Source organism: Sedimentibacter sp. (genome assembly GCF_032080165.1).
GTDB lineage: Bacteria > Bacillota > Clostridia > Tissierellales > Sedimentibacteraceae > Sedimentibacter.
Map to the genome: position 1 here is coordinate 276,547 of NZ_DAMASY010000004.1, position 24,308 is coordinate 300,854.

Sequence of the window (24,308 nt, forward strand, 5' to 3'; positions counted from 1 at the left end):
TTACACTTATGCTATTTTAAATGATCCGGCAACGGTGGTGCATATGCCCAAACAATTTTAAAAGGTGTATCCCCCGTATTAATAATTTGATGTTCTACTCCTAAAGGAGAAAACAATGCTGTTCCGGGATACAAGTCGTATTCTTCATTGCCGCATATCAATTTTCCTGTTCCTTCTATTACGAACATTGCTTCTTCCGAATCTGTATGTTTATGAATCGGAATACCGCTTCCCGGTTCTGAAACATTAGTTCCCATTGATATTTGTTTTGCTCCAACTGTGTGTTCACTTATTAATATTTTTGATACTCTTGGCCACGGGGTTTTTTTAGTACCCTCCACATCACTTTCTCTAACAGTTACTTTTGCCATTTTCTATCTCCTCTCAATTAATCTAATTTTTATATTTTTTATCCACCTTCAAGGTGGGGAAACAACTGTATTACATCATTTTCTTCTACTATGCAGTCCATGGGAGCCCATCTGCCGTTTTTTATAATCATACCAATCTCAGACTGTGTTAATCCGACTTTACCAATCAGTTCATGAAAACTAACAGGGCATTTTACATCTAATTCTATAACCTTTTTCCCGACAATATATATTAATGTCAAATTTAATTTTATGGTTACCATAGACATGCCCTAAACAATAGCTTTTAACATTTCTTCTTCTGTTAAATCAAACACTGCATTTGTCGGGCTTAAAGGTTCCTCATACAGATATTCGGGTAACTTGTCATGTGACGGACTTACTCCGGCTTTTATATTAAACTCTCTTTCAAGCTTCAATGTTTCAATCCCTAATTCCCAAATCGTATCTTTGTCAAAGCTGCTGCCGGATCTATAATTTACTATATTAGCAAGTATACTTGCATCTGCAAATAGCGGACCTCTGGCAAACATACAAAGCCCTATGCAGTCAAGTGTACCGATTTGTATTTGAAGCGTCCTGGACAACTCTCCCTGGCTTTCGGTTCCTAACGGATCAACAGTTGCTCTTGAGCCAAAACAGTTTCCTGCGGTATGATCTCCTCCCATCGTAGATATAGAATATGTTACACCGTTTCCTTTCAACGCCCTTGGGTCATATCCCGCAAAGCCTTGACCCTTTCCTGTCGGTATTCTGTCGCATCCCAATATCTGTCCTGTTAAAAGCGCACCGTTTCCTATCAGTCTGCCAAGAGGAGTATTTCTGCTTATTTCATTTATCAATGCCATACAATCCTCTACACAACCAAATCCGCCGTATCCCATATCGAGAGCAACACCCAATGCACATCCCGTTTCAATTGTATCTAAACCTAAATCGTTTATTTCGTAATTTAACTGCGCAACCTGATCAAGATTTTTCATTCCTAAGTTAGAGCCAAGCAGTGCTATATTTTCATATTGCATTGTAGAAACTAATTTTTTACCGTCTTTATCCGGATAAATCGTACTGCACTTTATGGCACATATCTCCATGCACGAAAGGGCTAATTTTCCTTCACCGCCTCGGGACAAAATAAGCTCATTCATTTTTTCGCCGGACAAATTAGATACATGTTCAGTTGAGCCATATCTAAAATTACATGTAGGAAGTGCTCCCATACCGTTAACTGCTTTTACAATAGCAGTCGTTCCATAATTATGATAAGTTCCCGTAACCTTGGGATCACTTGCTAATTTTTTATTGTAATCCTTAGCTAATTCTATAAATTTCTCTTTATCTTTATATGTTATTAAATTACAACCCTTATCATCAACTACAATTGCTTTGAGCCCTTTTGAGCCCATTACCGCACCCAATCCTCCACGAGCTGCAAATTTAAGCTCTCCTATGGAATCGCTTGATGCAATACAAGCTCCTCTTAAACCTCTTTCTCCTGTAGGTCCGACACAAAGAATACCTGTTTTCCTGCCATATTTATTATAAAGCTTTTCAACTGTATCGTAATTACCCAGATATTTTAGTTCATTCATTACTTCAAGTTTGTAGCCATCTTTATTTATAACAAGTACATAGCATTTATCATCTTCTGATTTTCCTTCAATAATAATGGCTTGTATTCCGCATTTTGACAATTTACCTCCGGCAACACCGCCGCAATTTGCCTCCTTAATGCCGTTTGTAAGGGGACTTTTCGCTCCGATTGATATTCTGCCGGCACTTGATGCAATAGTTCCTGACAATAAGCCCATAGCTATAACTAATTTATTTTTTCTGCCTAATGGCTCACATGTTGGCTCCACTTCATCATATACAATTTTTGAGCTTAAGGATCTTCCGCCTAAAAACTCATATTCCTTATTTATTTCACTATTGATTTCACGAGTTGTCATATTAACTCTTACGATGCTTGACATATATATCACCCCGATTAATTTTCTGCTTCAGATTTTTTATTTGATTTAACTGTAAATGATTGAAGTACAAATGATGCTATCACTAAAATCAATATTGTTAATGCAAGCGGTCTGGTAACAAATGATGTAAGCAGTGAAACTACAGAACCCGAGCTTATTAGTGCCTGTCTGAAGTTAGTTTCAATCATTGGTCCGAGGATAATACCCAATACTATAGGCGATACAGGGTATTCGCACTTTTCGAATAAGTATCCCAAGAATCCAAAGAATGTCATTATTATTACATCGTTTATGCTGTTTTGAAGTGCATATGAACCTATGATGCACAGCATAGTTATTGATGGAACTAACGCCCACTTAGGAAATTTTAATACCTTCAGCATTAAATTTGCTCCGAGCAAACCGCTAAAGTAAGCAAATAATATTCCTATAGAAAGGAATATTAATATATAATAAAAATATCTTTTTTCCGTTATCATAAATGTTGGTCCCGGTAATAATCCATGCATATAAAAGGCACCTATTATAACTGCAGTAATTGAATCTCCTGGTATACCAAGTGTCAGCATCGTAGTTAAAGCACCGCCTATCGCAGCATCATTTGCTGTTTCAGGAGCTGCAATACCTTCATATGATCCCTCACCAAATGGTCTGTTTGGATTTTTAACTATACTTTTAGTCGCTCCATATGCTACCAATGAGCCAATGTCACCGCCCGTACCCGGCAACAAACCTATTATCCAACCGATAACAGCCGACCATGTCATCGTTGGTGCTATTCTTTTTACAATTTCTTTTTTAGGAAATAAATCTTTTATTTTATAATTTTCATCAATTTTAAATGTCTTGCTTCTCTTTAATTGAGTCAATACCTCCTTCATACCGAATAATCCTATCATAGCCGCAATATAATTTATACCGCCGCTTAACACCTTAGAGCCAAGTGTAAATCTCATAAGACCTGTTATTGGATCCATGCCTATCATTCCTACAAATATACCTATAAATGCCGCAATCAGCCCTTTTGTTATTTTTCCCTGACTCAAGACAGCAACCAAGGTTATTCCCCATAAAGTGATTAAAAAGTATTCCTGCGGCCCAAACTTAAGAGCAATTTTTCCTAATAGCGGACCTACAAGTCCAAGGATAGCCAAACCGAACAAGCCTCCTATTAGGCTCACAAACAATGAAATTCCTAACGCATTATTTGCCTCACCCTTTAGCTTCATCGGATAGCCGTCAAAAGTAGTCGATACAGCTGCAGCTGTTCCGGGAATATTCAATGCAATGGCTGAAATTGAGCCACCCATAACTCCTCCTGCAAATGCACCTATTATAAAAGCCAATGCCGGGATCATTGCCCAACCAAAGGTGAGTGAAACCACCAATACTATAGTCATAGTTACGGTAAGTCCCGGAAGTGCACCCATTACTAATCCGATAACACAGCCTACAAATATATATAATATGTATATCAATTCAAATTCTATCATTATTGCACCTCCTTACGGTAACATAACTTTAAACACTTCATGAAACACATAATATAAAACAGGTACTGTAATACAAGAAACAATAGCAGCATTTATAATTCTTTTACTATATTTTTCTTCATCATAATTCATAAATACCATTCCTGTTATTAAGAACAGGATAGAGCCTAATATAAATCCGATCTTACCTATTACTAAAGAATACATTAAAACACCAATTATATAAATTATGGCAACCCCCATATCATGCAGCAGTTCTTTTGAATCATTCTTATTTGCCGTAACTGCATTTTTTATGTCTTCTATTATTGTTAATATCCAACATACTAAAAGTGTAACACCTACAAGAAATGGAAAAACCAACGGTGAAGTTACTGAAAATAACTCAATTCCACTATTTTTAACAAAACCATAAATGCTTATTAATATAAACGCAACGATAACTCCAACTATAGCTATTACTAACCAATCTATCCATCTAAGCTTCATAAGCAACCTCCTATTCCTCTTCGTAAATTGCTTCCTGAGGACAAGTGCTCATGCATGAATAGCATTCAATACACATATCAGGGTCTATGTAAGCTTTACCTTCTGCTTCATTTAATATTGCTGCACCTGCACCGCAAACCTCTGAACAAACACCGTCTCCGTTACATTTGTTTATATCTACTATTAACATAGTAACCCTCCTATTGTTTTTGTTTTAGACAGCCCTTTAAGCAAGGGCTGTCAGATTGATAACAAAGTCATCAAAGTAATTTTTATTCAGGCTTCTTAATTCCGAAATCCTCAGGAGAATTTGGAGCTGCTCCTGTTTCATATAACAACCATGATGCTTTTGATGTCCATTTTTCCAGATATTCATAAGCCGCTTCTTCATCGTAATCTATTTGAGTTAAGTATAATTTTGTGCAATATTCATTCCATCTTGGGTCAGCCATTGCTTCTGTCATTTTTTCCTTTAAAAATTGAATAATATCGTCCGGTGTTTCTAAAGGAGCAAATAATCCAAAATATGGTCCATATGGAACATAATCCTTAAGCACAGGATAAACAGAGCTTATCGGAACTATATCATCAAGACCGGGAATCGGTTCGTTCGTAAACGAAGCCAATATTTTTAAATTTCCGCCCTTATGTGCTTCAACCATTGATTGTACCATTTCAATTGTTGCGTCTACCTGACTGCCCATAACTGCAGTTATAGCCGGACCTCCTCCCTGGAATGGGACAAATGTAAATTTAGCGCCAACATATTGTTCAAGCAGCAATCCGCTTATATGCGGAACTGTCGCAGGACCGGCAGTGGCAATTCTTAACTCGCCCGGATGATCAATTGCATATTGTATTAATTGTTCTGCAGATTCAAATTTTGAATCCGGTGGAACTGCCAAAACAGGTGTTGCTTCAGCCACTAATTTAATTGGAATAAAGTCTCTTGTAGGACTCATATCCATAGTGCCCATTGTCTGCCATACCGACATTATTTCTGACCCAAAAAACAACGTATAACCGTCAGCTTTTGCATCCTTTACACTGGCAGCGGCAGTTGCGCTTGCAGCACCCGGTGTATTTGTAATAGCAATACCTTCACCAACCAAATCTTGAAGAATCGGCACGATACCTCTTGCTATAACATCCGTCGGTCCTCCGGCTGAAAAACCAACAACAGCATTAATCGGTCTTTCCGGATATTTTAATTCCGGTTTTGCAGGTTCCTGAGGTGCATCCGGTTCTGCTGGTGCGGGTGCAGGTGCCGGTGGCGGTGCAGGTGTTTGAGTTTGTTGAGTGCATCCCGACAACCCAAAGGATGCAGTTAAAATCAAAGCAAGAACTAAACATAAAGTTTTAATCTGTTTCATTTCTACCTCCTGGCAAAATAAATAAATTTTTTCATACCATTATATATTAAATATATAATTTTTTAGGATCTATAACGTTTCTTAACAAATAGATTTCATTATCATCCGGTAAACCGGTTTCTTTTATATTATCCGCGAATTTAATGTCAAACCCCGTATTTTCAATAATTTGCTCTTTAGTTACGCCCGGATGTATTGATTCAATCTGCATTTCTCTCAGTTCATTATTAAAATTCATAACACATAAATTAGTTATGATTCTTATACTGTTACACTTAGGCAGCCCTGAATCTTCTCTGGTGATTCCTCCTTTCAGGTAACCTGCCGTCGTAATAAAATCAACCATATCTACAATTTTTCTTTTCTGATGCTTGGCTATGGCAAAAATATTCTTCGAATAAGATGCTATGTCTGCTGCTCCGCCGCTCCCGTTAATATGTCTGAAATAATCCTTTTCGTGTACTCCCGTAGAATTTATATTACCAAACTTGTCTATCTGCAGACCGCCTAAAAATCCTACATCAACCAATCCTCTTTGCAGTATGTGCCCCAGGGAACCTATAAAGCTTGTAAAATAATCACTTCTGTACCATAATCTTGGATCGGCGATCCCCACACCTGCATCAACACTTTCAGGATTCACAACTCCAATTTCAAATATGATATTTAAGTGAGGAGCATGTGAGCTTTTAGCAAGAAGCGTTGCAACCTGCGGTAACCCTAAGCCAACTACTATATTTTGACCATCCTTAAGCAGCCTTGAGGCTGTAACAGCCATTAATTCATTAGTTGTAAATTTTGAATTACTCATATTTATCACCCCAAATTTTTTTATAACCGTAGACAGGGTCAGCTTTTAATTTATTTAATGTAGAAATACCGCCGCATTTTTCTAAAAATTCATTGTGATTGTTTGTTCCCGTAACATATTCTTCTATAAATAAATCAAAATCTTCTTGCTTTTTATTGGTTTTAGCATACATTGTCAACATATCGCCATCATAATCATACATTTTATAAACAGCGGTAGGATAAGCTCCGTAAGGTACTTCTATGACTGCATGTGTATAAACATTAGGTATGATAACCTTTTCCGGATGCATCTTGACGTACTCATTTGAAATAATTTGGTCTACCGTAACATACAGTTTTTTAGCTGCTTTTGCTAATTCTAAATCCCATACAGGTCCATCAATCAATACATTTCCCTTTTCATCGGCATATGGAGCATGTATTACTGCATAATCCGGATTCAATGCTTTCATAAAAACATATTTTTCACCGTCACCATACGGTGATTCAGAAATCATAACAGACTCATCTTTCTTATCAATCAGGTTTTTTAAAATATCTGTTCCTAACAATGTCTTTGTAGGTATGTACGGAACTCCTAAAGAGCCTGCCAAAAACCTGTAGGTTAAGCTCAATCCGCTGAATTCTCTTGCATCAATCTTTTTATTTTCAAAAGCTTCATTGATTCTTTCCATTCTTCCGAATCTGTCCAAAGAACCGCCTCCATAAGAAAGCTTCTTTACAGCTTTTGCTCCTACAAGCATGTCTGTGGCCATGCAAACTATAGGTTGATATATACTAAGATTTTTCTTATTTTGTCTTATTAATTCACAGGCAAAAGCTATGGGACTTCTTGTTATTGCAAATCCGCCAAATGCAATTTCCGCACCATCGGGTATTTCTCTGACGGCATCAATTAAATTCATAACCTTACTATTCATACTAATTACCTTCAACTACAGCAGAATCAGCTATTTTAGCACATCTGATGCCGCAATACTCACCTTTGATGTCTATAGGAAGCAATTCGGGAGACAGACCAAGTTCATTTTCAATAGCATTCATAAACATATTGGCAATCGGACAGCTTAAAGGCTGCATACCATTTTTATAGAATGAGTTGCTTATATTATACAGACAGCAGTTTTTCATTTTAGCCTTAAATTCAATTTCATCCTGCTCTATTTCAATTTTTTCACAGAATTTGTTTTCTATCAGCCAATTCTTTATTGTTTCAATGTCATTTGCTTTTTCTCCAAGCTGAGATTTTATATAAGGTACACCCGTTAAAGTTAATCTATATCTTGCACCCTTTCCTCTTTCATCATAGAATGCCTTTTGAACCTCATATAGCATTTGATCTTTAAAGTTATTTATATCACTCATTTTATATCCTCCATAGCTTTTATTTAAATATCGGCGTTAATTATCTGGACAGCATATTATTCTTCGTAATATGTTTCTCCGAACTTTTCATTGAAGACCAAATCTTTCAAAGGAATTCTTGGTCTTGGATTTGCCATTTTAGCAGGATATCCTATTGAAATAATAGCAAATAGCTTATACTCATCAGTTATTTCAAAATACTCCTTCATTCTGAACTCGTCTCTTATGTCAATACATGGAGCTACCAGCCAGCATGCTCCTAATCCTAAACTTGTTACTGTCAAAAGCATATTTTCAATAGCCGCTGAGGTATCAAAGGGAGCATCCCAAACTTCTTTTTTCCCTAATACAATTATGTTTACATCGGCTTCGCTAACAAATGCTGATACATTACCGGAAGTCAATTTTTTATATGCGGCAATCTTTTTTTCTTCATCCTGCAAGCCTGTAAATCTTGCCTGCATTTGTTTACTTAAAAATTCTCCTGTGAATCTTCTTCCGCTTCCATGTTTACCGACGTATGACAAGAACTCCTTACTGTTTCGGTCTTTAACCACAATAAATCTCCACGGCTGTGCATTTTCTCCTGAAGGTGCTTGTCTGGCACTTTCTAATATAAGCCTTAAATCTTCTTCTGTAATCCTTTGATCAGTATACTTTCTTATACTTCTTCGGTCCTTAATTACCTGAAAGAATACTTCCTTAGTATTTTCCATATTGCACTCTCCTTAAATATTTTTGTTTATATAAATCCCTAAAAACATAACCTTATAGGTTGTGAGAAAACGTTTCTATTTGTGATGTAATATTATTTACTATTTCGATATGCAAATTAAGTGCCATACAAGGTTTATTTTAATAAATAAATAAACCTTGTAATTTTAATGTTAATTGTTAAATAAAGTTTGGAATTATTTATGGTATTTCATTATGAAATATTAAATAGATTAAATTGATATTATGATATTTAATTCTGAAAAGATTTACAGTTTTGTTGCTTCATATTTTTCTGCTAATTTGTTTAATTCTTCAATAACTTCAATTTCCACAGGTATGCCTAAGGATTTTCTTTCATCCATCAGATTTTGTTCAATTTCACCTGCCATAAAAACTTCGTTATTACCTTTAGGTGGTAATGATTTTATATTATTCACAATTGAGTCAACATTATTTTTATAAACATCGGTATCAATGAAGCTACTAATATTTACGGCTATAAATACATGGCTTGTTTTGGAAGGACCACTCATATCAGTAATATTTTTTACTTCACCGGTTAAAGAAGTACCTGTTAAAACACCGGTAAGCAAATCAATTATCAATGACAAACCCGAACCTTTAACACCTCCAATAGGTACTAAACTGCCCTTTAATGCCTCATAAGGATCATCTGTGGGGTTGCCTTCCTCGTCTAAACCCCAATCAAAAGGTATTTCTTTATTTTGCAGTGCCGCCATTCTGATTTTGCCTCTTGCAACAGTAGACATAGACATGTCAAGAACAATAGGTTTCTTATGTTTTGCGGGCACAGCTACTGAAAGCGGGTTAGTGCCAAGTAACGGTGTCTTTGTACCAAATGGGGCTATAGCAGGCGATGCATTTGTCATAACTAATCCAACCATATTATCCTTTGATGCCATCATTGAATAATATGAAGCCACACCAAAATGGTTGGAATTTTTTACTGCAACCATTCCTATTCCATAAACTTTTGCTATGCTCATAGCTTCCTTCATAGCTTTATATCCTGCAACCTGTCCCATTCCGTTATCCGCATTCAACGTCGAAATGGCAGCAAATTGATTGTTTATAAATTTCATTTCCGGCTTATTGTTTACAACACCTTTTTCCATTCTCTCTATATATGTGGGTAATCTTACTATGCCATGTGATTTTACATTTCTCATTTCTGCAAACATCAGTGTATCGCTCATAATTTCTGCTTCCTCTGAGCTCATACCCGCTTTTATAAACATACTGATGCAAAATTCATTAAGTGTATTAAAATCGTACACAATCGGTTTGTCCATACCATCACCACCTCATATTTTTTATAGTAATGCCACACCCGTACTTCTTGCTGCCTTTGCCACTGCCTCTGCAATTGCCGGTCTTACTCTTTTATCAAAAGGCATTGGTATTATGTAATCTTCAGCTAATTCTTCATCCGATATAAGCTCGGATAATGCTTTAGCCGCTGCTAATTTCATTTCTTCATTTATAGTAGTAGCTCTGACGTCAAAGGTACCTCTAAAAACTCCCGGGAATGCCAATACATTGTTTATTTGATTCGGATAGTCGGACCTGCCTGTTCCCACTACTCTTGCGCCTGCCTTTTTAGCAAGCTCAGGGTCAATTTCAGGAATCGGATTTGCCATTGCAAAAATGATGGCATCATTATTCATGCTTTTAACCATTTCTTCCGTAACGATGTTAGCTTCCGATACACCTATAAATACATCTGCACCAATCAGAGCATCTGCCAAGCTGCCTTTTTTATTATCCTTGTTAGTAACCTCAGCAAGCTCTTCTTTAGCCCAATTCATTCCTTTTTCTCTGCCCTTATAGATAATTCCGGTTCTGTCAACCATTAGCATACCTTTTACCCCTATATTGAGTATTATCTTTGCAATGGCAACACCGGCAGCACCTGAACCGTTTATTACGATTACTAAATCCTCCATTTTTTTCTTAGTAATTCTAAGGGCATTCATTAAGCCTGCCAAAACAATGATTGCAGTTCCATGCTGGTCATCGTGGAAAACAGGAATTGATAATCTTTCTTTAAGCTTTCGTTCTATTTCAAAGCATCTTGGTGCCGATATGTCCTCTAAATTTATACCTCCGAACACAGGTTCAATCATTTCAACTATATTAACTATTTCATCAGGGTTCTTAGTTTTAACGCAGATTGGAAAAGAATCAACTCCGCCAAATTCCTTAAATAATACAGCTTTTCCTTCCATAACGGGTATGGCAGCGTAGGCCCCGATATCACCAAGTCCTAAAACAGCAGTGCCATCCGATACGACTGCCACCAAATTACCTTTTGATGTGTAATCGTAAACCAAGTTAACATCATTATGTATTTCCTTGCAGGGCTCAGCTACACCCGGTGTATATGCCAGACTTAAGCTTACTTTATCTGTAACGGGAACCTTGCTCATTAAATTTAACTTACCTTGATTATCCTTGTGCAATTTTAATGCATCTTCTCTTAATGACATATAATTACCTTCCTTACACTATTTTGTATTTTTCTTTACCAATTTTGTACAAGTCATTTCCTTGATTGTCTATTATTACTGTTACGGGAAAATCTTCAACTTTCAATTTATATATTGCCTCTGCACCTAAATCGGGAAATGCTATAACTTCGGCTTCCTTAATTGCTTCGGCAAGCAAAGCTCCGGCACCGCCTATGGCTGCAAAATATACCGCATTATTCTTTATTATGGAATCCACAACCCGCTGATTTCTTAGTCCCTTGCCTATCATGCCTTTAAGACCTTCATCCATCAACAAGGGCGCATAAGCATCCATCCTTCCGCTGGTGGTAGGTCCCGCCGACCCGATAACCTGATCCGGCTTAGCAGGACAAGGTCCAACATAATAAATTGTTTGATTTTTTATATCCATTGGCAGCTCTTCACCTTTATTAATAAGCTCTGCCAATCTTTTGTGTGCCGCATCACGACCGGTATATATAATACCGCTTAATAAAACTCTATCTCCTGCTTTAAGGTCATTGATCACTTCGTCTGTTAAAGGAGTATTAATTTTCTTTACCATTCATATACCTCCACCTTCAATAAAAGCCTAAATTATTGCTTCCTGATGCCTTGCAACATGACACTGAATATTTATTGCAACAGGCATACTTGCTATATGAGCAGGGAAAGTTTCAATATGTACGGCCAATGCCGTAGTACTTCCTCCAAATCCCTGGGGACCGATTCCAAGCTTATTGATTTCCTCTAATAATTCTTCTTCTATTTTTGCAATATCAGGATTTGAATTATGTTCACCTACTGTTCTCAGCAATGCTTGTTTTGCAATTAAGGTTGTTTTTTCTATTGTACCGCCTACACCTATTCCGACTATTATGGGGGGACATGGATTAGATCCTGCTTTTTCAACGGTATCTAATACGAATTGTTTTATTCCTTTTACACCATCAGAGGGTTTGAGCATTGCCAAAGCACTCATGTTTTCGCTTCCGCCTCCCTTTGGAGCCAATATTAATTTAACTTTATCTCCGGGTACTATTTTTGTATGTATAATTGCTGGTGTATTGTCTCCTGTGTTTTTTCTGACCATGAACGGATCATCAACTGCCGATTTTCGAAGGTAACCGTTTTTATATCCCCTTCTGACACCTTCATCTATTGCCTCATTTAAATCTCCGCCTGTTAATCTTACTTCTTGACCTAATTCTAAAAATATTACCGCAAGACCTGTATCCTGACAGATAGGTACATTGTTTGTTCTTGCTATTTCTTGATTTTTAATAATATCTTCAATTATTTCCTTCGCAAGGGGAGATTTTTCTTCTTTTAGAGCATCTTGTAATGCTTTTTTTACATCTTGCGGAAGATAATAATTTGATTCAATACACAGTTTTTCAACAGTTTTGGATATTAATTCTACATGAATTTCTCTCATTTTCTTCTCCCTTATTAATATATAATTATCTCTCCTGCAAGAAAAAATCAAACAAGAGAGATAATTCAACAATTTATCAGTATGCTGCAAATAACAGCAACTAATTAATATGCTAAAGCGGCTTCTTTTACATCTACTATTTGTGGATCTGCCTCTCCGGCTTTTAATTGAATTGCTTCCGGATAATATCTATGAACCATTTCAAGAACTATAGCTGCCTGTCTTGCCATATCGATACCATTTTGAGCAGTTGTCAATTGACCATGACCTGATACACATGAATTACCTGTCTTTAAGTATACCGGTGCACAGCATCGAACCATTTCAGGAGCTTCATAAACTCTTATAAATCCGCCTGATCCCGGAGGATTGTCTGTATGTAAATCTAACGGAACCTCAATTGTTTGTCTTAAAGCAGCTAACATAGGAATTGACAAATCTCTTACAGGATTTATGGAGTCAGCGCCTAATCTTTCAAGCAATTTAAAGCTTGCGGGGTTTCCTTGTCCGTTATGTGCCGAATTCTTGAATTTCATATCTTCAGGAAGCTGTCCCGCTTTTCTTGCTTCATCCAACACCCACAATAAACCTTCATCATAAACGATTAATCCTCTGATTCCTGCTTCTGCTATACGTTTCGCATCTTCTACTGCTCTTGCAACTTGCTCCTGTCCTCTTAATCTGTATGCTATAACCCTACCTTGTTCACTTAATCTTGTAGCACTTGTATCATAAGCGGCTCTTGGTCCTATGGACATGTTTAAGCCGGCACCGTGAGCTTTACAAATAGCAGCATATTCTTTTAATTCAGTAAAGGTATGACGAAATGCACCATAGGTTTCGTCAACTCTGTTTATCTGTATGCCTAATCTTTCAGCCTCTTCTATAAGTGCCTTACATGCTACTGCAGTATTGATAGTCGGAACTTCTATACCGAAATGAGCTCCTGAAGGAAATCTTTTTTCAGAAGTCGGGCAATCAAATGCATCACCTCTTGGTAATCCAATACCTACTAAAAACTCTCTTGTATTTTCCATCATTTTGTTTAATCCTCCATAATTTTATTAAATGATATTTAATTCAAGCTTGAAATATAAAAATCTACCATTTCCGGATCTGGTACAATATTTTATTATTTGCTTGTATATGGAGCAATAATTATGCCAAAATTATAAAAAAACAACAATTAGCTTTAATAAAATTTATAATGTTTGAATTTCAACAAATTCTACTGTCATGCACCTATAATTAATCAGCAATACATTACCAAAAAAATATATTTGTTTCAAAATGAAAAGTATATTTTAATAATGAAAAATATAATGAAATTTTTATGATTTTCTAATTATATTTTAGTGATAATTATATATTATATAATTAGTTGTTACAATAATTAGTTTGATTTGCAATAAAAATAATATTATTTATTGCAAATAATAGCTACAAATATTATAATTATAGGAAAACATATTATAGGGGTCTAAGATGACTTTAGATGATAAAAAGAAATTTATAATTAATATAGCTTTCATAGTTACAGCTTACTCAGTTTTATATTTTGTATTTGTTTATGTAATTCATTGGATTATGCCTTTTATTGTAGGATTTTTAATTGCACTTGCACTAAGACCGATAGCAAAATTTATCAGAAAATATATTAAGGGTACAGGAAAGGGAGTCGCCATATTTGTAGTGGCTTTATTTTATGCATTTGTGGCTATAATTCTATGGCTGTTTATTACTTTTTTAATTACTCAGCTTACAGATTTAATTTATGCAATGCCGAATCTTTATTTCAACAAAGTCGAACCGATACTGTTGGAATTCAATGATTGGATAGTGGCAAATACAGAACTTATATCTGAGGATGCAGCTACAACTTTATCACAAATTATTACAAACGGAATTAACTATATATCGGACGTTATTAAAAACACCTCAATAAGTATTGTGCAAATAGCAACAAAGCTAATATCTAATTTTCCGTTATATTTAATATCAGTAATATTTACGATAGTTTTATCAGTTTTTATAAGTGTTGAATATGACAACATAATAGCTTTTATAAAAAGACAGCTGCCTGATAATTTTAACTCAACCTTTGAAGAATCTCGAGTATTCTTAATAGGAAGAGTTTGGAAAATGATAAAATCTTACATAATAATTATGTTTATTACTTTTTTTGAAATTATGATCGGTTTATCCTTTCTGAAGGTTAAATATGCTTTACCTATTGCTGCAATAATAGCAATACTTGATATAATGCCTGTATTAGGTACCGGGGGAATATTAATTCCATGGGCGATTGTTGAAATCATATTGAAAAATTACACTTTAGGATTTGGATTATTGGCACTATATTTAGCGGTAACCATTATCAGAAATGTAATCGAACCAAGAATTGTAGGATATCAGATAGGTCTTCACCCTATTATTACAATTACTGTAATGTATGCAGGGCTTAGATTGTTTGGATTCTTCGGATTGCTTATCGCTCCGATAATTGCAATAGTTGTGAAATACTTAAACGATACAGGAAAAATCAAACTATTTAAATAAGTGATAGGATAAAAAACAGCAAACTAAAAGCAAGGCGAACCTTGCTTTTTTTATATCCTAATTAAATTATACCTTGTGCCATCATAGCGTCAGCTACTTTTTTGAATCCTGCTAAGTTAGCTCCTGCTACTAAGTTATATCCTAATCCAGCTTCTTCAGCTGCTGCAACACTCATGTTGTAGATGTTTTTCATGATGCCGTGTAATTTAGCATCTACTTCTTCGAATGACCAAGCATATCTCATGGAGTTTTGAGCCATTTCCAGTGCTGATGTAGCAACTCCGCCTGCATTAACTGCTTTTGAAGGAGCAACTATCATTCCGCTGTCCATTAAGTATTTTAATGCTTCGTTTGTAGTAGGCATGTTAGCAACTTCTATATAATATTTAGAACCGCTTGATACTATTTTCTTAGCTTCTTCCATGTTGATTTCATTTTGGGTAGCACATGGCATGTAAACATCCGCTTTAACTGACCATGGTTTTTGTCCAGGGAAGAACTCTACTCCAAATTTATCAGCGTAATCTTGAACTTTATCTCTTCCTGATGATCTCATTTCTAACATGAAATCTTCTTTTTCGCCTTTAATTCCGTTTGGGTCGTAAACATATCCATCAGGACCTGAAATAGCGACTACAGTTCCGCCTAATTGATTGATTTTTTGAACTGCACCCCATGCAACGTTACCAAAACCGGATACTACGAATGTCTTGCCTTTAACTTCTTCGCCAAAGTGTTTTAATACTTCCTGAGTATAATAAACAGCTCCGTATCCTGTAGCTTCTGTTCTTGCTAAGCTTCCGCCGTATGGTATACCTTTACCTGTCAATACTCCGTTTTCGAAAGCTCCTCTTATTCTTCTGTATTGTCCATACATGTAACCAATTTCTCTTGCTCCAACACCTATATCTCCTGCAGGAACGTCAACGTCCGGTCCTATATGTCTAAATAATTCAGTCATAAATGCCTGACAGAATCTCATTATTTCTGCATCTGATTTTCCTCTTGGGTCAAAGTCGGAACCACCTTTTGCTCCGCCTATTGGTAAGCCTGTCAATGAATCTTTGAAAGTTTGTTCAAATGCCAAGAATTTCATTATACTTAAGTTTACTGAAGGATGGAATCTCAAACCGCCTTTGTAAGGGCCTATAGCTCCATTAAATTGAACTCTGTATCCTCTGTTAGCATGAACTGTTCCGTTGTCATCTACCCATGAAACTCTAAATGATATAACTCTTTCTGGTTCAACCATTCTTTCTAACAATCCAGCTTTTTCATACTCCGGATGTTTTTCTACCATTGGCTCTAAAGAGTATAATACTTCTTCAACTGTCTGAATAAATTCTGGTTCATGAGAATCTCTTTTTTTAACTGAGTCAATGATTCTTTCAATATATGCATTCATATGTGTAAAACCTCCATATAATTATAAATGTTTTTCCTCCTTTATTATATCAAAAGCAATTTACAATACAACAAATTTAATATTAACTATTTGTAATTTAAAACTTTAGGATAGACAAGCAGTACACATTACGTGTATTTTTTTATTTAAAATGCAATTTTTTAATATATAATTATTTATGTATTAAGATTACGTAATAATTTGTTTGTGCAAATGGGGTTAGGGCATCGCAGGGGAATGCGTCAAATGGGGTTAGGGCATAAAAAAAACAGAGATACTAATGCAATTAAAATCTCTGTTTTTAAAAAATATTATTCGCTTTTTTTCTTGTTCATCTGATTGTAATAGTATGTCAATGAAAACAAGCTTTCATTCAAATGAACATTTTCTACATGTACATAATCCGGCATTTTTAAATCCTTTGGGGCGAAGTTCCAGATGGCTCTTATACCGCACTGTATTAATTGTTCGGCAACTTGCTGACTTACGCTTTTCGGAGTACATATTACAGCGATATCTATGTTTTCTGCTTTCAAAAATTCTTCCAATTCGTCAATATCCTTTATTAACGCATTTCTCATAGACATTCCAATTAATTTCGGATTTTTATCAAACAATGCTACAACTTCATAATCTGCTTCATAGAAACCTGTATAATTTGCAATTGCCTGACCAATATTTCCGGCACCGATAATAATTAATTTATATTTTTTATCTAAGCCAAGAATCCTTGCAATCTCGTTGCGTAAGTTTTCTACATCATAGCCAAAACCTTGTTGTCCAAAACCTCCAAAGTTGTTCAAATCCTGACGTATTTGGGATGCTGAAAAGCCTGTCATATCACTTAATTCTCTTGAGGATGTCTTATTAAGACCTATTTTGTTCAATTCTCCCAAATATCTGTAATACTTTGGCAATCTTCTTATTACTGCAGGTGAAATTTTATCATTATTGTTCATATGCATGCCTCCTGCTTATATTTTAACAAACATTTTTTATCATTGCAAATGTTTTTTTGCAAAATAAACTTTTTTTCACAACTTTTTTTGCAAAGTTTTCAAGTAATAGTATAATATTAAGTAATCTTATATACTTTCGAATGTTATGAATTTTTCATAATAATGCTTTCAACCACATTCACTGCCTGTTCACATGCGTCGCAGCATTTTTCCAGTCTGTTAAAAGCAATTGTCCAACTCATTAATTCAATCGGATCTTTTGATGTCATATGCAATTTTCTAACTGCTTCTGTATATAAATTATCCCCATCTTCTTCTAATTTATTTATATAAACAATTTTATCATGAATAACTGTTGATTTTCGGAAATTCTTAAACTCTTCCAAAGTAATTTTTAATTCTTCGCAGCTTTTTAGAATTAATTTGGAAAACCTTAATGCCTCGTTTCTGATTTCCTGAACATTGTACATATACATGTGTATCAGTACGTCTTCAACACAGTCTGTTATATCATCGATTTCATGAGTAAGGGTTACAATATCTTCCCTCTCGATAGGTGTTATAAATTCTTTTGATAACCTTCTTATTATTTCATGTCCGCATAAGTCAGCTGCATGTTCTATGTTGTGCATCTGCTTCATTTTTTCTTCTAAAGTTGAAACCTCAAAGTTTATTAATACTTCATCCAGCATTTTAGCAGCTTCACAGCAATATTCGGATAATTTTACAAATGCATCAAAATAATCAAATTCTTTTTTACGAGCCATAATTCACCTCTAAATTTAGTTATAATACCATAATAAATAATTTTGCCATCAAATAACCTATTAATCCGCATCCGGGAAATGTCAATATCCAGGTCAATACCATCTCATTAACTAATTCCCAATTAACGCACGATATTCTTTTTGCAGCGCCTACTCCCATAATAGCTGTGGTCTTTGTATGCGTGGTACTTGCCGGAATTCCTGAAACCGAGGAAATTAAAAGACAGGTTGCAGCTGCCATATCAGCAGAAAATCCTTGATATTTTTGCAAGCGGCACATATCCATCCCTACCGATTTTATAATTTTATATCCACCTATTGATGTTCCTAAGGCCATAACAACCGAGCATAAAATCATCATCCATGTGGGCACAACAAAATTTGTAACATTCGCTTGTCCATTTGCTAAATAGATTCCAAGCATAAATACTCCCATAAATTTTTGACCGTCTTGAGCTCCATGCATGAATGCCATAGCGGCACCACTTGCAACTTGAGCATTTTGGAAAAAAGCATTTGTTTTTCGTCTGTTAAATCCTTTAAAAATCAGTTCCATCAATTTTACGGTTATCCAGCCAAGCGCAAATCCTAAAAAAGTAGATAAAATTAAACCATATAATACCTTAATCCATTCATTTGCATTTATACCGGATAAACCATTGTGTAAGGAAATTGCAGCGCCTGAAATTCCTGCAATTAATGCGTGGCTTTCGCTTGTAGGTATACCGAACCACCAGGCAGCAGTAGCCCAAATTACTATGGCAAACATTGCAGCACACAAAGCAACTAAAGCTTCTCTTGAATTTCCTCCGAAATCAACCATCTTATAAATGGTTTGAGCGACATTAGCATTGATAATCGTCATTATGAAAACACCAAAAAAGTTAAAGACTGCCGCCATTAAAATAGCTGATTTTACAGATATTGAGCGGGTTGAAACACATGTTGCAATAGCATTCGGGGCATCAGTCCAACCGTTAACCAAGATTACTCCTATCATTAACAAAGTTGTTACCAATAAAATCGGATTAGAAATTATCTGTGCTAAAAAATCAGAAAAAGATATAATCATTTTGCCTTCTCCTCAATTTGCTTTACATTGTATTTACATAATTATTACATAATTTTTACACACAATTTCAATATATCACAACTGATACTATAATTCTATTAGTTTTAAAAGTTATTATTATAAATTTATCGTAACTTTTTTTCAACACATTGAATATTATGAATAACGAGCAAAAAAACAGGAAAGGGGACACACCTTTTTCAGAAGTATAGTCTTGGGGGATGAAAGGAATGTCCCCAAATTGATAAAAAGGAGGTATTTATGAAAAAATTTATTTCTTTACTGTTGGTTGTTTTACTTGTGTCAACCTTAGTCCTTTCCGGGTGTGAACAAAAACAAACAGACATGACTAAAGTGCGTTTAATAGAAGTAACTCACTCCATCTTCTATTCACCGCAATACGTTGCAATAGAAAAGGGGTTCTTTGAAAAACAAGGACTTCAAATTGAATTAACAAACGGCGGCGGGGCGGATAAATGTATGGCTGCCATGGTAAGCGGCGAGGCAGATATTGCATTCATGGGACCAGAAGCAAGCGTCTATGTTTATTTACAAGGACGAGAAGATTATGCTGTTAACTTTGCACAACTTACTCAGAGAGACGGTTCCTTTATTGTAGGCAGGGAAAAAGACGATGACTTTACATTGGAAAAATTAAAAGGGCATACGATTCTTGGAGGCCGTAAAGGCGGAATGCCTTTGATGGCATTAGAATATGCCATGAAACAGGCGGGCTTAACACCAGGTGTTGATGTTGATGTAAGAACCGATGTACAATTTGATATGATGGCAGGAGCATTTGCTTCGGGCGAAGCAGATTATACCACATTATTTGAGCCGTTAGCTTCAACCTTTGAGCTTCAGGGTAATGGCTATGTATTAGAATCCGTAGGCAGTTTAGCAGGATATATTCCTTATACGTGCTACAGTGCTTTAGGAAGCTATATAGAAAAAAATCCTGATATAGTTCAAAGTTTTGCCGATGCACTTTATGAAGGAATGGTATGGGTTAATGAACATTCAGCTGAAGAAGTGGCAGAAGTTATAGCTCCCCAATTCCCTGATTCTGATAAGGAATTCATAGCAAAAATCGTCGAAACCTACAGGGATATCGGAGCATGGAATCCTGATTTAGTATTGGGAGAAGACGGTTATAACAGATTGATTGATATAATGAAAACAGCCGGAGAAATTGAAGAAGGCGTACCATATGATAAAATACAAACTCCAGAATTTGCAATACACGCGAAGGAAAATTACGGTAAATAAACTTAGAGAATAAAAAAGAGATTTTTCACTGCGTTCAGAATGACAAATGTCATCCTGAGCAACAGTGAAGAATCTCATTACATCAAAGGTGTGCCCCCTTCCAATTGGGGACATTCCTTAACGCATACCCCAAAGACTATCCCTCCGTTAAGGTGTGTCCCCGTACCCTAGTACTGATTAAATGCAGGCATTACACCATCGTCAAAATGCAGACCTGCTTCTTCAAACGAGATGCCTTCGATGTTGAATTCAATATCAGAAATTCCGAATTGTTCTAAGCAAAGTACAACAATTGCGTTCATATCTCTGTATTCTTCTTCAGAAAGATTAACCGCTTCAACACCCAAATTAACTACAGCTGTATCACTTACAATATTAACTCCCCTTAAATTGATTCCAACAGGAATATTATTGCTTAAGATAGTATCTTCAGGTGCTCCGCTAAACAATTTTTCCAATACATTCTTAGCAGGATTATTAAGGGATGAAGCTGAGAATGTTATAGGAATATAGTGACCCATAACCTCTGTATCAGGTGCCTTATAGTATACTGTATAATTAACACCATCCTTAGAGCCGTACAAATTAATATTTTCTCTTTCAAATGCGGTATTGACAGCGTACCCCTTTGATAATGAAGCTAAAGCTTGACCTTCAACCAACAATTCCACTTTATCTATAGTAGGGAATTCAGTAAGTGTATATGTAATTGCAGAAATCATATTTTCTTCTTGCTCATAAGAAGAAGTGTTTAATATGTTCTTAGTAAAATCCACTCTGCAAAGACCATCCTTTATAGCCATCCCTCTGATTTCCGTTCCCTCAGGCAATACACCGTGAAGTCCGGAACCTGCCAGTCTCTTTTCAGTTTCACTTCCGACTACCATACTTCGAAGTGTAGCTTTTGCAATTCCTTCTTCCCATTCAATTTTTGTGTTAGCAGGAACTACAAATCCGTTTTCATCTTCAAAATAAGCCAAAATATCTGTCATTTTAGCTTGCTCGGGATTTACGGTAACGGTTTCTATAGCAGGTTCTTCAACTACTTCTTCTCCGATTGTATCTTCTACTATTTCAAAATCAGTTAAGTTTGCGAAATCAGTTGTATCCGGATTATTTTCCTGTTTCAGCCCTACCATCATATCCAAAGTGCTGCATGCTGTAATGCTTAAGCTCAAGCAAATAATCATAATCAGAGACATTATCCTCTTATATGCCAATTTCATAACCTCCTCACAGCTTTATATATATTATTATATTTAGCATGTACGAAGGTTATGATAATAATTTAATTATAATTTAAATATAAGGCTTCCTATACATTCTACTTACATTCAATAGCTGTACCGTTTTTTCCTTCTAAGGCATCTGCAACTTTATACAAAGAAGTTATTATTGCTTTCCTTCGGGGGGAAGATTTTGCAAAATTTACAGAAGCATCTTCCAGCATCTTCTTTAACTGTATATCCTTTTTCATGAATCAACTTTGATTCTTCTTCTGTATAAAATGGTTCAATTGGTTTCATTACACACTCCGTATATTATTAAATCCATTAGTGTTAAAAGACTTCTTCCTTTTAAGTTAACTGACATTTTACCTTCCTCCTAAAAAATATATATAATACCAAACATCTATAAAAATAATAAACAATTGAAATTGTCATAATTGCAAGTTTTCCGGTAACCGATACCACTATAACAGACAATACATAGTGTTTTTTCTGTTTACTTTTCTACTTTATTTTTTTCTACCAAAAAACATGAAACAAAATGTTCATGGGAAACTTCCGTAAGATTTGGATCCTCCTTGGTACACCTGTCAAAACAGAAATCACATCGTTTTGCAAACCTGCATCCAGGCTTTACGTTAATAGGACTGCTTACTTCTCCCTTAATAAGAGCAAATTCTTCGTCCCTCTTTGAAATATCCGGCTCAGGTATTGCCTTTAGCAATGCCTTTGTATATGGATGCATCGGGTTTTGGAACAATTCGTCCGAAGATGCCATTTCCACGCATTTACCAAGGTACATAACCATTATTTTAGTTGAAATATGCTTAACTACACTTAGGTTATGAGTAACAAACATATATGTAAGCCCCAGTTCCTCCTCCAAATCCATCAAAAGATTCAGAATTTGAGCCTGAATTGAAACGTCCAATGCAGAAACCGGCTCGTCGCATACAATAAATTTGGGATTTAACGATAATGCTCTGGCAATTCCTATACGCTGACGACGCCCACCATCAAGTTCGTGAGCGTATGAGCTCGAATATCTCCTTGCCAAACCTACCAAATCCATAAGCTCCGCTGCACGGTTATAAGTATCAATTTTATTTTTATATACCTTATGTATAAACATATATTCAGCTATTATATCTATAACAGATTTACGTGGATCAATGCTCGAATACGGATCCTGAAAAATTATCTGAAGGTCTTTTCTCATCTCGCGCATTTTTCCTGCACTTATCTTAGTTATATCACTTCCACTATACAAAATTTGACCTGATGTTGGCTCAATCAGTCTAAGTATAGTTCTTCCGAGAGTACTTTTGCCACATCCGGACTCTCCTACCACCCCTACAGTTTCTCCTGGATATATTTTAAGATTAATACCATCAACAGCATGAAGCCTTGCACCGCCATTTAATTTAAACAGCTTTCTTAACTCTACGGTTTCTATTAACGGAGTTGTTTTATTGTTTTTCACGTTTTCCCTCCTGCTTGTCCCTACGTAACTTACCATCAAACAAATGGCATTGCAGGGAATGGGTTTCATCAGATACGGTATTTGGATGTACCCTAATGCATATGTCCATACAATACTTGCACCTTGGAGCAAAGACACAGCCCTCCGGCAGATTTGTCGGGTCAGGCATCAATCCTGGAATAGAGTTCAGCCTTTTTGTCCTGGAAGAAAGGTTGGGAATAGAGCCAAATAAACCTTCAGTATACGGATGATGATTCTCTCCAAGAAATATATCATTAACAGTACCTGCCTCAACAATTTCTCCTGCATACATAACTGCCACGTCATCACATATTTTTGCCACGACTCCCAAGTCGTGAGTTATCATTAGCATTGATGTTCCCAGACGATTTCTCAGTTCCTTAATCATCATCAACACCTGTGCCTGTATTGTAACATCAAGTGCGGTAGTTGGTTCATCAGCAATAAGAAACTTAGGCTCGCATGCAAGTGCCATAGCTATTACAACCCTTTGCTTCATACCTCCGGAAAACTGGTGAGGATATTCAGTCTTTCTTGATGGAAGTATTCCTACCATTGTAAGTTTTTCATCAATGCGTTTTTCTATCTCCTCTTTGCTCAGTCCTTCATTATGCATTATAATGGCCTCTGCAATCTGGTCTCCTACGGTCATAACCGGATTAAGACTTGTCATGGGGTCCTGAAAAACCATGGCAATCTGACCCCCTCTTATTTCACGTATTTCATGCTCGTTCATTTCAAGGAGGTTAGTACCTTCAAATTTAATACTTCCATTCGTTACCTTTCCCGTATTTTCCGGCAGCAGTTTCAATATTGACAAAGCAGTTGTAGTTTTGCCTGCTCCGGTTTCTCCTACCAAACCCAGTGTTTTCCCCTTCTCTATTTTAAGGTTGATGCCATTAACAGCCTTGACAGTTTCCAGGTCCGTTTTATAAATAACCGACAAATCATCTATATCTAAAATCAATTCGTTCATAATCATACAATCCTTTCTGCTTA

The 24,308-nt window shown here is 35.9% G+C and carries 26 protein-coding genes; 2 read left to right on the top strand and 24 right to left on the bottom strand.

Annotated elements, in window-relative coordinates:
* Nucleotides 1-11 precede the first annotated feature (11 nt).
* The 16 genes from RT412_RS07945 to RT412_RS08020 all read right to left on the bottom strand — a co-directional run bounded on the left by RT412_RS07945 (nt 12) and on the right by RT412_RS08020 (nt 13,585).
* Complete coding sequence (locus tag RT412_RS07945) at nt 12-371, bottom strand: cupin domain-containing protein (protein WP_313341858.1); 360 nt, start codon at nt 369-371, stop codon at nt 12-14.
* Between the two features lie 38 nt (nt 372-409).
* Nucleotides 410-634, bottom strand: coding sequence for a hypothetical protein (locus RT412_RS07950; protein ID WP_313341860.1), 225 nt, complete (start codon nt 632-634; stop codon nt 410-412).
* 9 nt (nt 635-643) lie between these two features.
* The gene (locus RT412_RS07955; protein WP_313341862.1) at nt 644-2,347 is read right to left on the bottom strand and encodes an aldehyde ferredoxin oxidoreductase C-terminal domain-containing protein; all 1,704 of its coding nucleotides are present in this window, start codon (nt 2,345-2,347) and stop codon (nt 644-646) included.
* A gap of 14 nt (nt 2,348-2,361) precedes the next feature.
* Nucleotides 2,362-3,840 carry a tripartite tricarboxylate transporter permease gene (locus RT412_RS07960; protein ID WP_313341864.1) on the bottom strand — a complete coding sequence of 493 codons (1,479 nt, stop codon included), beginning with the start codon at nt 3,838-3,840 and terminating at the stop codon, nt 2,362-2,364.
* A gap of 12 nt (nt 3,841-3,852) precedes the next feature.
* Nucleotides 3,853-4,329 carry a tripartite tricarboxylate transporter TctB family protein gene (locus RT412_RS07965; RefSeq protein WP_313341867.1) on the bottom strand — a complete coding sequence of 159 codons (477 nt, stop codon included), beginning with the start codon at nt 4,327-4,329 and terminating at the stop codon, nt 3,853-3,855.
* Between the two features lie 10 nt (nt 4,330-4,339).
* Nucleotides 4,340-4,519 (bottom strand): 4Fe-4S binding protein, encoded by a 180-nt coding sequence (locus RT412_RS07970; protein WP_179238523.1) that lies wholly within the window; start codon nt 4,517-4,519, stop codon nt 4,340-4,342.
* A gap of 82 nt (nt 4,520-4,601) precedes the next feature.
* The gene (locus tag RT412_RS07975) at nt 4,602-5,702 is read right to left on the bottom strand and encodes a tripartite tricarboxylate transporter substrate binding protein (RefSeq protein WP_313341870.1); all 1,101 of its coding nucleotides are present in this window, start codon (nt 5,700-5,702) and stop codon (nt 4,602-4,604) included.
* A 46-nt stretch (nt 5,703-5,748) separates the two neighbouring features.
* A complete protein-coding gene (locus tag RT412_RS07980; RefSeq protein ID WP_313341872.1) occupies nt 5,749-6,513 on the bottom strand; it encodes a CoA-transferase in 765 nt (254 codons plus the stop codon).
* Complete coding sequence (locus RT412_RS07985; protein WP_313341874.1) at nt 6,506-7,435, bottom strand: CoA-transferase; 930 nt, start codon at nt 7,433-7,435, stop codon at nt 6,506-6,508. The genes RT412_RS07980 and RT412_RS07985 overlap by 8 nt, the downstream gene beginning before the upstream one ends.
* Nucleotide 7,436: 1 nt before the next feature.
* Nucleotides 7,437-7,880 (bottom strand): hypothetical protein, encoded by a 444-nt coding sequence (locus tag RT412_RS07990; RefSeq protein WP_313341877.1) that lies wholly within the window; start codon nt 7,878-7,880, stop codon nt 7,437-7,439.
* Between the two features lie 56 nt (nt 7,881-7,936).
* Nucleotides 7,937-8,596 (bottom strand): nitroreductase family protein, encoded by a 660-nt coding sequence (locus RT412_RS07995; protein ID WP_313341880.1) that lies wholly within the window; start codon nt 8,594-8,596, stop codon nt 7,937-7,939.
* A 267-nt stretch (nt 8,597-8,863) separates the two neighbouring features.
* Nucleotides 8,864-9,910, bottom strand: coding sequence for an Ldh family oxidoreductase (locus RT412_RS08000; RefSeq protein WP_313341882.1), 1,047 nt, complete (start codon nt 9,908-9,910; stop codon nt 8,864-8,866).
* Nucleotides 9,911-9,931: 21 nt separating this feature from the next.
* A complete protein-coding gene (locus RT412_RS08005; RefSeq protein ID WP_313341884.1) occupies nt 9,932-11,107 on the bottom strand; it encodes a malic enzyme-like NAD(P)-binding protein in 1,176 nt (391 codons plus the stop codon).
* A 13-nt stretch (nt 11,108-11,120) separates the two neighbouring features.
* The gene (locus tag RT412_RS08010) at nt 11,121-11,672 is read right to left on the bottom strand and encodes a Fe-S-containing hydro-lyase (protein ID WP_313341886.1); all 552 of its coding nucleotides are present in this window, start codon (nt 11,670-11,672) and stop codon (nt 11,121-11,123) included.
* A 27-nt stretch (nt 11,673-11,699) separates the two neighbouring features.
* Nucleotides 11,700-12,545: a fumarate hydratase gene (locus RT412_RS08015; RefSeq protein WP_313341888.1), complete on the bottom strand. Its 846-nt coding sequence runs from the start codon at nt 12,543-12,545 to the stop codon at nt 11,700-11,702.
* 104 nt (nt 12,546-12,649) lie between these two features.
* The gene (locus RT412_RS08020; RefSeq protein WP_313341890.1) at nt 12,650-13,585 is read right to left on the bottom strand and encodes a peptidase; all 936 of its coding nucleotides are present in this window, start codon (nt 13,583-13,585) and stop codon (nt 12,650-12,652) included.
* Nucleotides 13,586-14,030: 445 nt separating this feature from the next.
* Between RT412_RS08020 and ytvI the strand changes: the two genes are divergently transcribed.
* Nucleotides 14,031-15,104 carry a sporulation integral membrane protein YtvI gene (ytvI, locus tag RT412_RS08025; protein WP_313341892.1) on the top strand — a complete coding sequence of 358 codons (1,074 nt, stop codon included), beginning with the start codon at nt 14,031-14,033 and terminating at the stop codon, nt 15,102-15,104.
* A gap of 61 nt (nt 15,105-15,165) precedes the next feature.
* Here ytvI and gdhA read toward each other — a convergent pair whose 3' ends face one another.
* The 4 genes from gdhA to RT412_RS08045 form a co-directional block, all read right to left on the bottom strand.
* Nucleotides 15,166-16,509 (bottom strand): NADP-specific glutamate dehydrogenase, encoded by a 1,344-nt coding sequence (gene gdhA, locus RT412_RS08030; protein WP_313341894.1) that lies wholly within the window; start codon nt 16,507-16,509, stop codon nt 15,166-15,168.
* Nucleotides 16,510-16,820: 311 nt separating this feature from the next.
* Complete coding sequence (locus RT412_RS08035; protein ID WP_313341896.1) at nt 16,821-17,468, bottom strand: redox-sensing transcriptional repressor Rex; 648 nt, start codon at nt 17,466-17,468, stop codon at nt 16,821-16,823.
* A gap of 143 nt (nt 17,469-17,611) precedes the next feature.
* Nucleotides 17,612-18,235, bottom strand: coding sequence for a DUF47 family protein (locus RT412_RS08040; RefSeq protein WP_313341899.1), 624 nt, complete (start codon nt 18,233-18,235; stop codon nt 17,612-17,614).
* 19 nt (nt 18,236-18,254) lie between these two features.
* Nucleotides 18,255-19,307 carry an inorganic phosphate transporter gene (locus tag RT412_RS08045; RefSeq protein WP_313341902.1) on the bottom strand — a complete coding sequence of 351 codons (1,053 nt, stop codon included), beginning with the start codon at nt 19,305-19,307 and terminating at the stop codon, nt 18,255-18,257.
* Between the two features lie 261 nt (nt 19,308-19,568).
* Between RT412_RS08045 and RT412_RS08050 the strand changes: the two genes are divergently transcribed.
* The gene (locus RT412_RS08050; protein ID WP_313341904.1) at nt 19,569-20,576 is read left to right on the top strand and encodes an ABC transporter substrate-binding protein; all 1,008 of its coding nucleotides are present in this window, start codon (nt 19,569-19,571) and stop codon (nt 20,574-20,576) included.
* A 167-nt stretch (nt 20,577-20,743) separates the two neighbouring features.
* Here the strand turns inward: RT412_RS08050 and RT412_RS08055 are convergent, their stop codons facing one another.
* The 4 genes from RT412_RS08055 to RT412_RS08070 form a co-directional block, all read right to left on the bottom strand.
* Nucleotides 20,744-21,796: a GerMN domain-containing protein gene (locus RT412_RS08055; protein WP_313341906.1), complete on the bottom strand. Its 1,053-nt coding sequence runs from the start codon at nt 21,794-21,796 to the stop codon at nt 20,744-20,746.
* Nucleotides 21,797-21,952: 156 nt separating this feature from the next.
* A complete protein-coding gene (locus RT412_RS08060; protein ID WP_313413230.1) occupies nt 21,953-22,102 on the bottom strand; it encodes a hypothetical protein in 150 nt (49 codons plus the stop codon).
* 199 nt (nt 22,103-22,301) lie between these two features.
* Complete coding sequence (locus RT412_RS08065; protein ID WP_313341911.1) at nt 22,302-23,288, bottom strand: oligopeptide/dipeptide ABC transporter ATP-binding protein; 987 nt, start codon at nt 23,286-23,288, stop codon at nt 22,302-22,304.
* A complete protein-coding gene (locus tag RT412_RS08070; RefSeq protein WP_313341914.1) occupies nt 23,275-24,285 on the bottom strand; it encodes an ABC transporter ATP-binding protein in 1,011 nt (336 codons plus the stop codon). Before RT412_RS08070 ends, RT412_RS08065 begins: the two co-directional genes overlap by 14 nt.
* Nucleotides 24,286-24,308 lie beyond the last annotated feature (23 nt).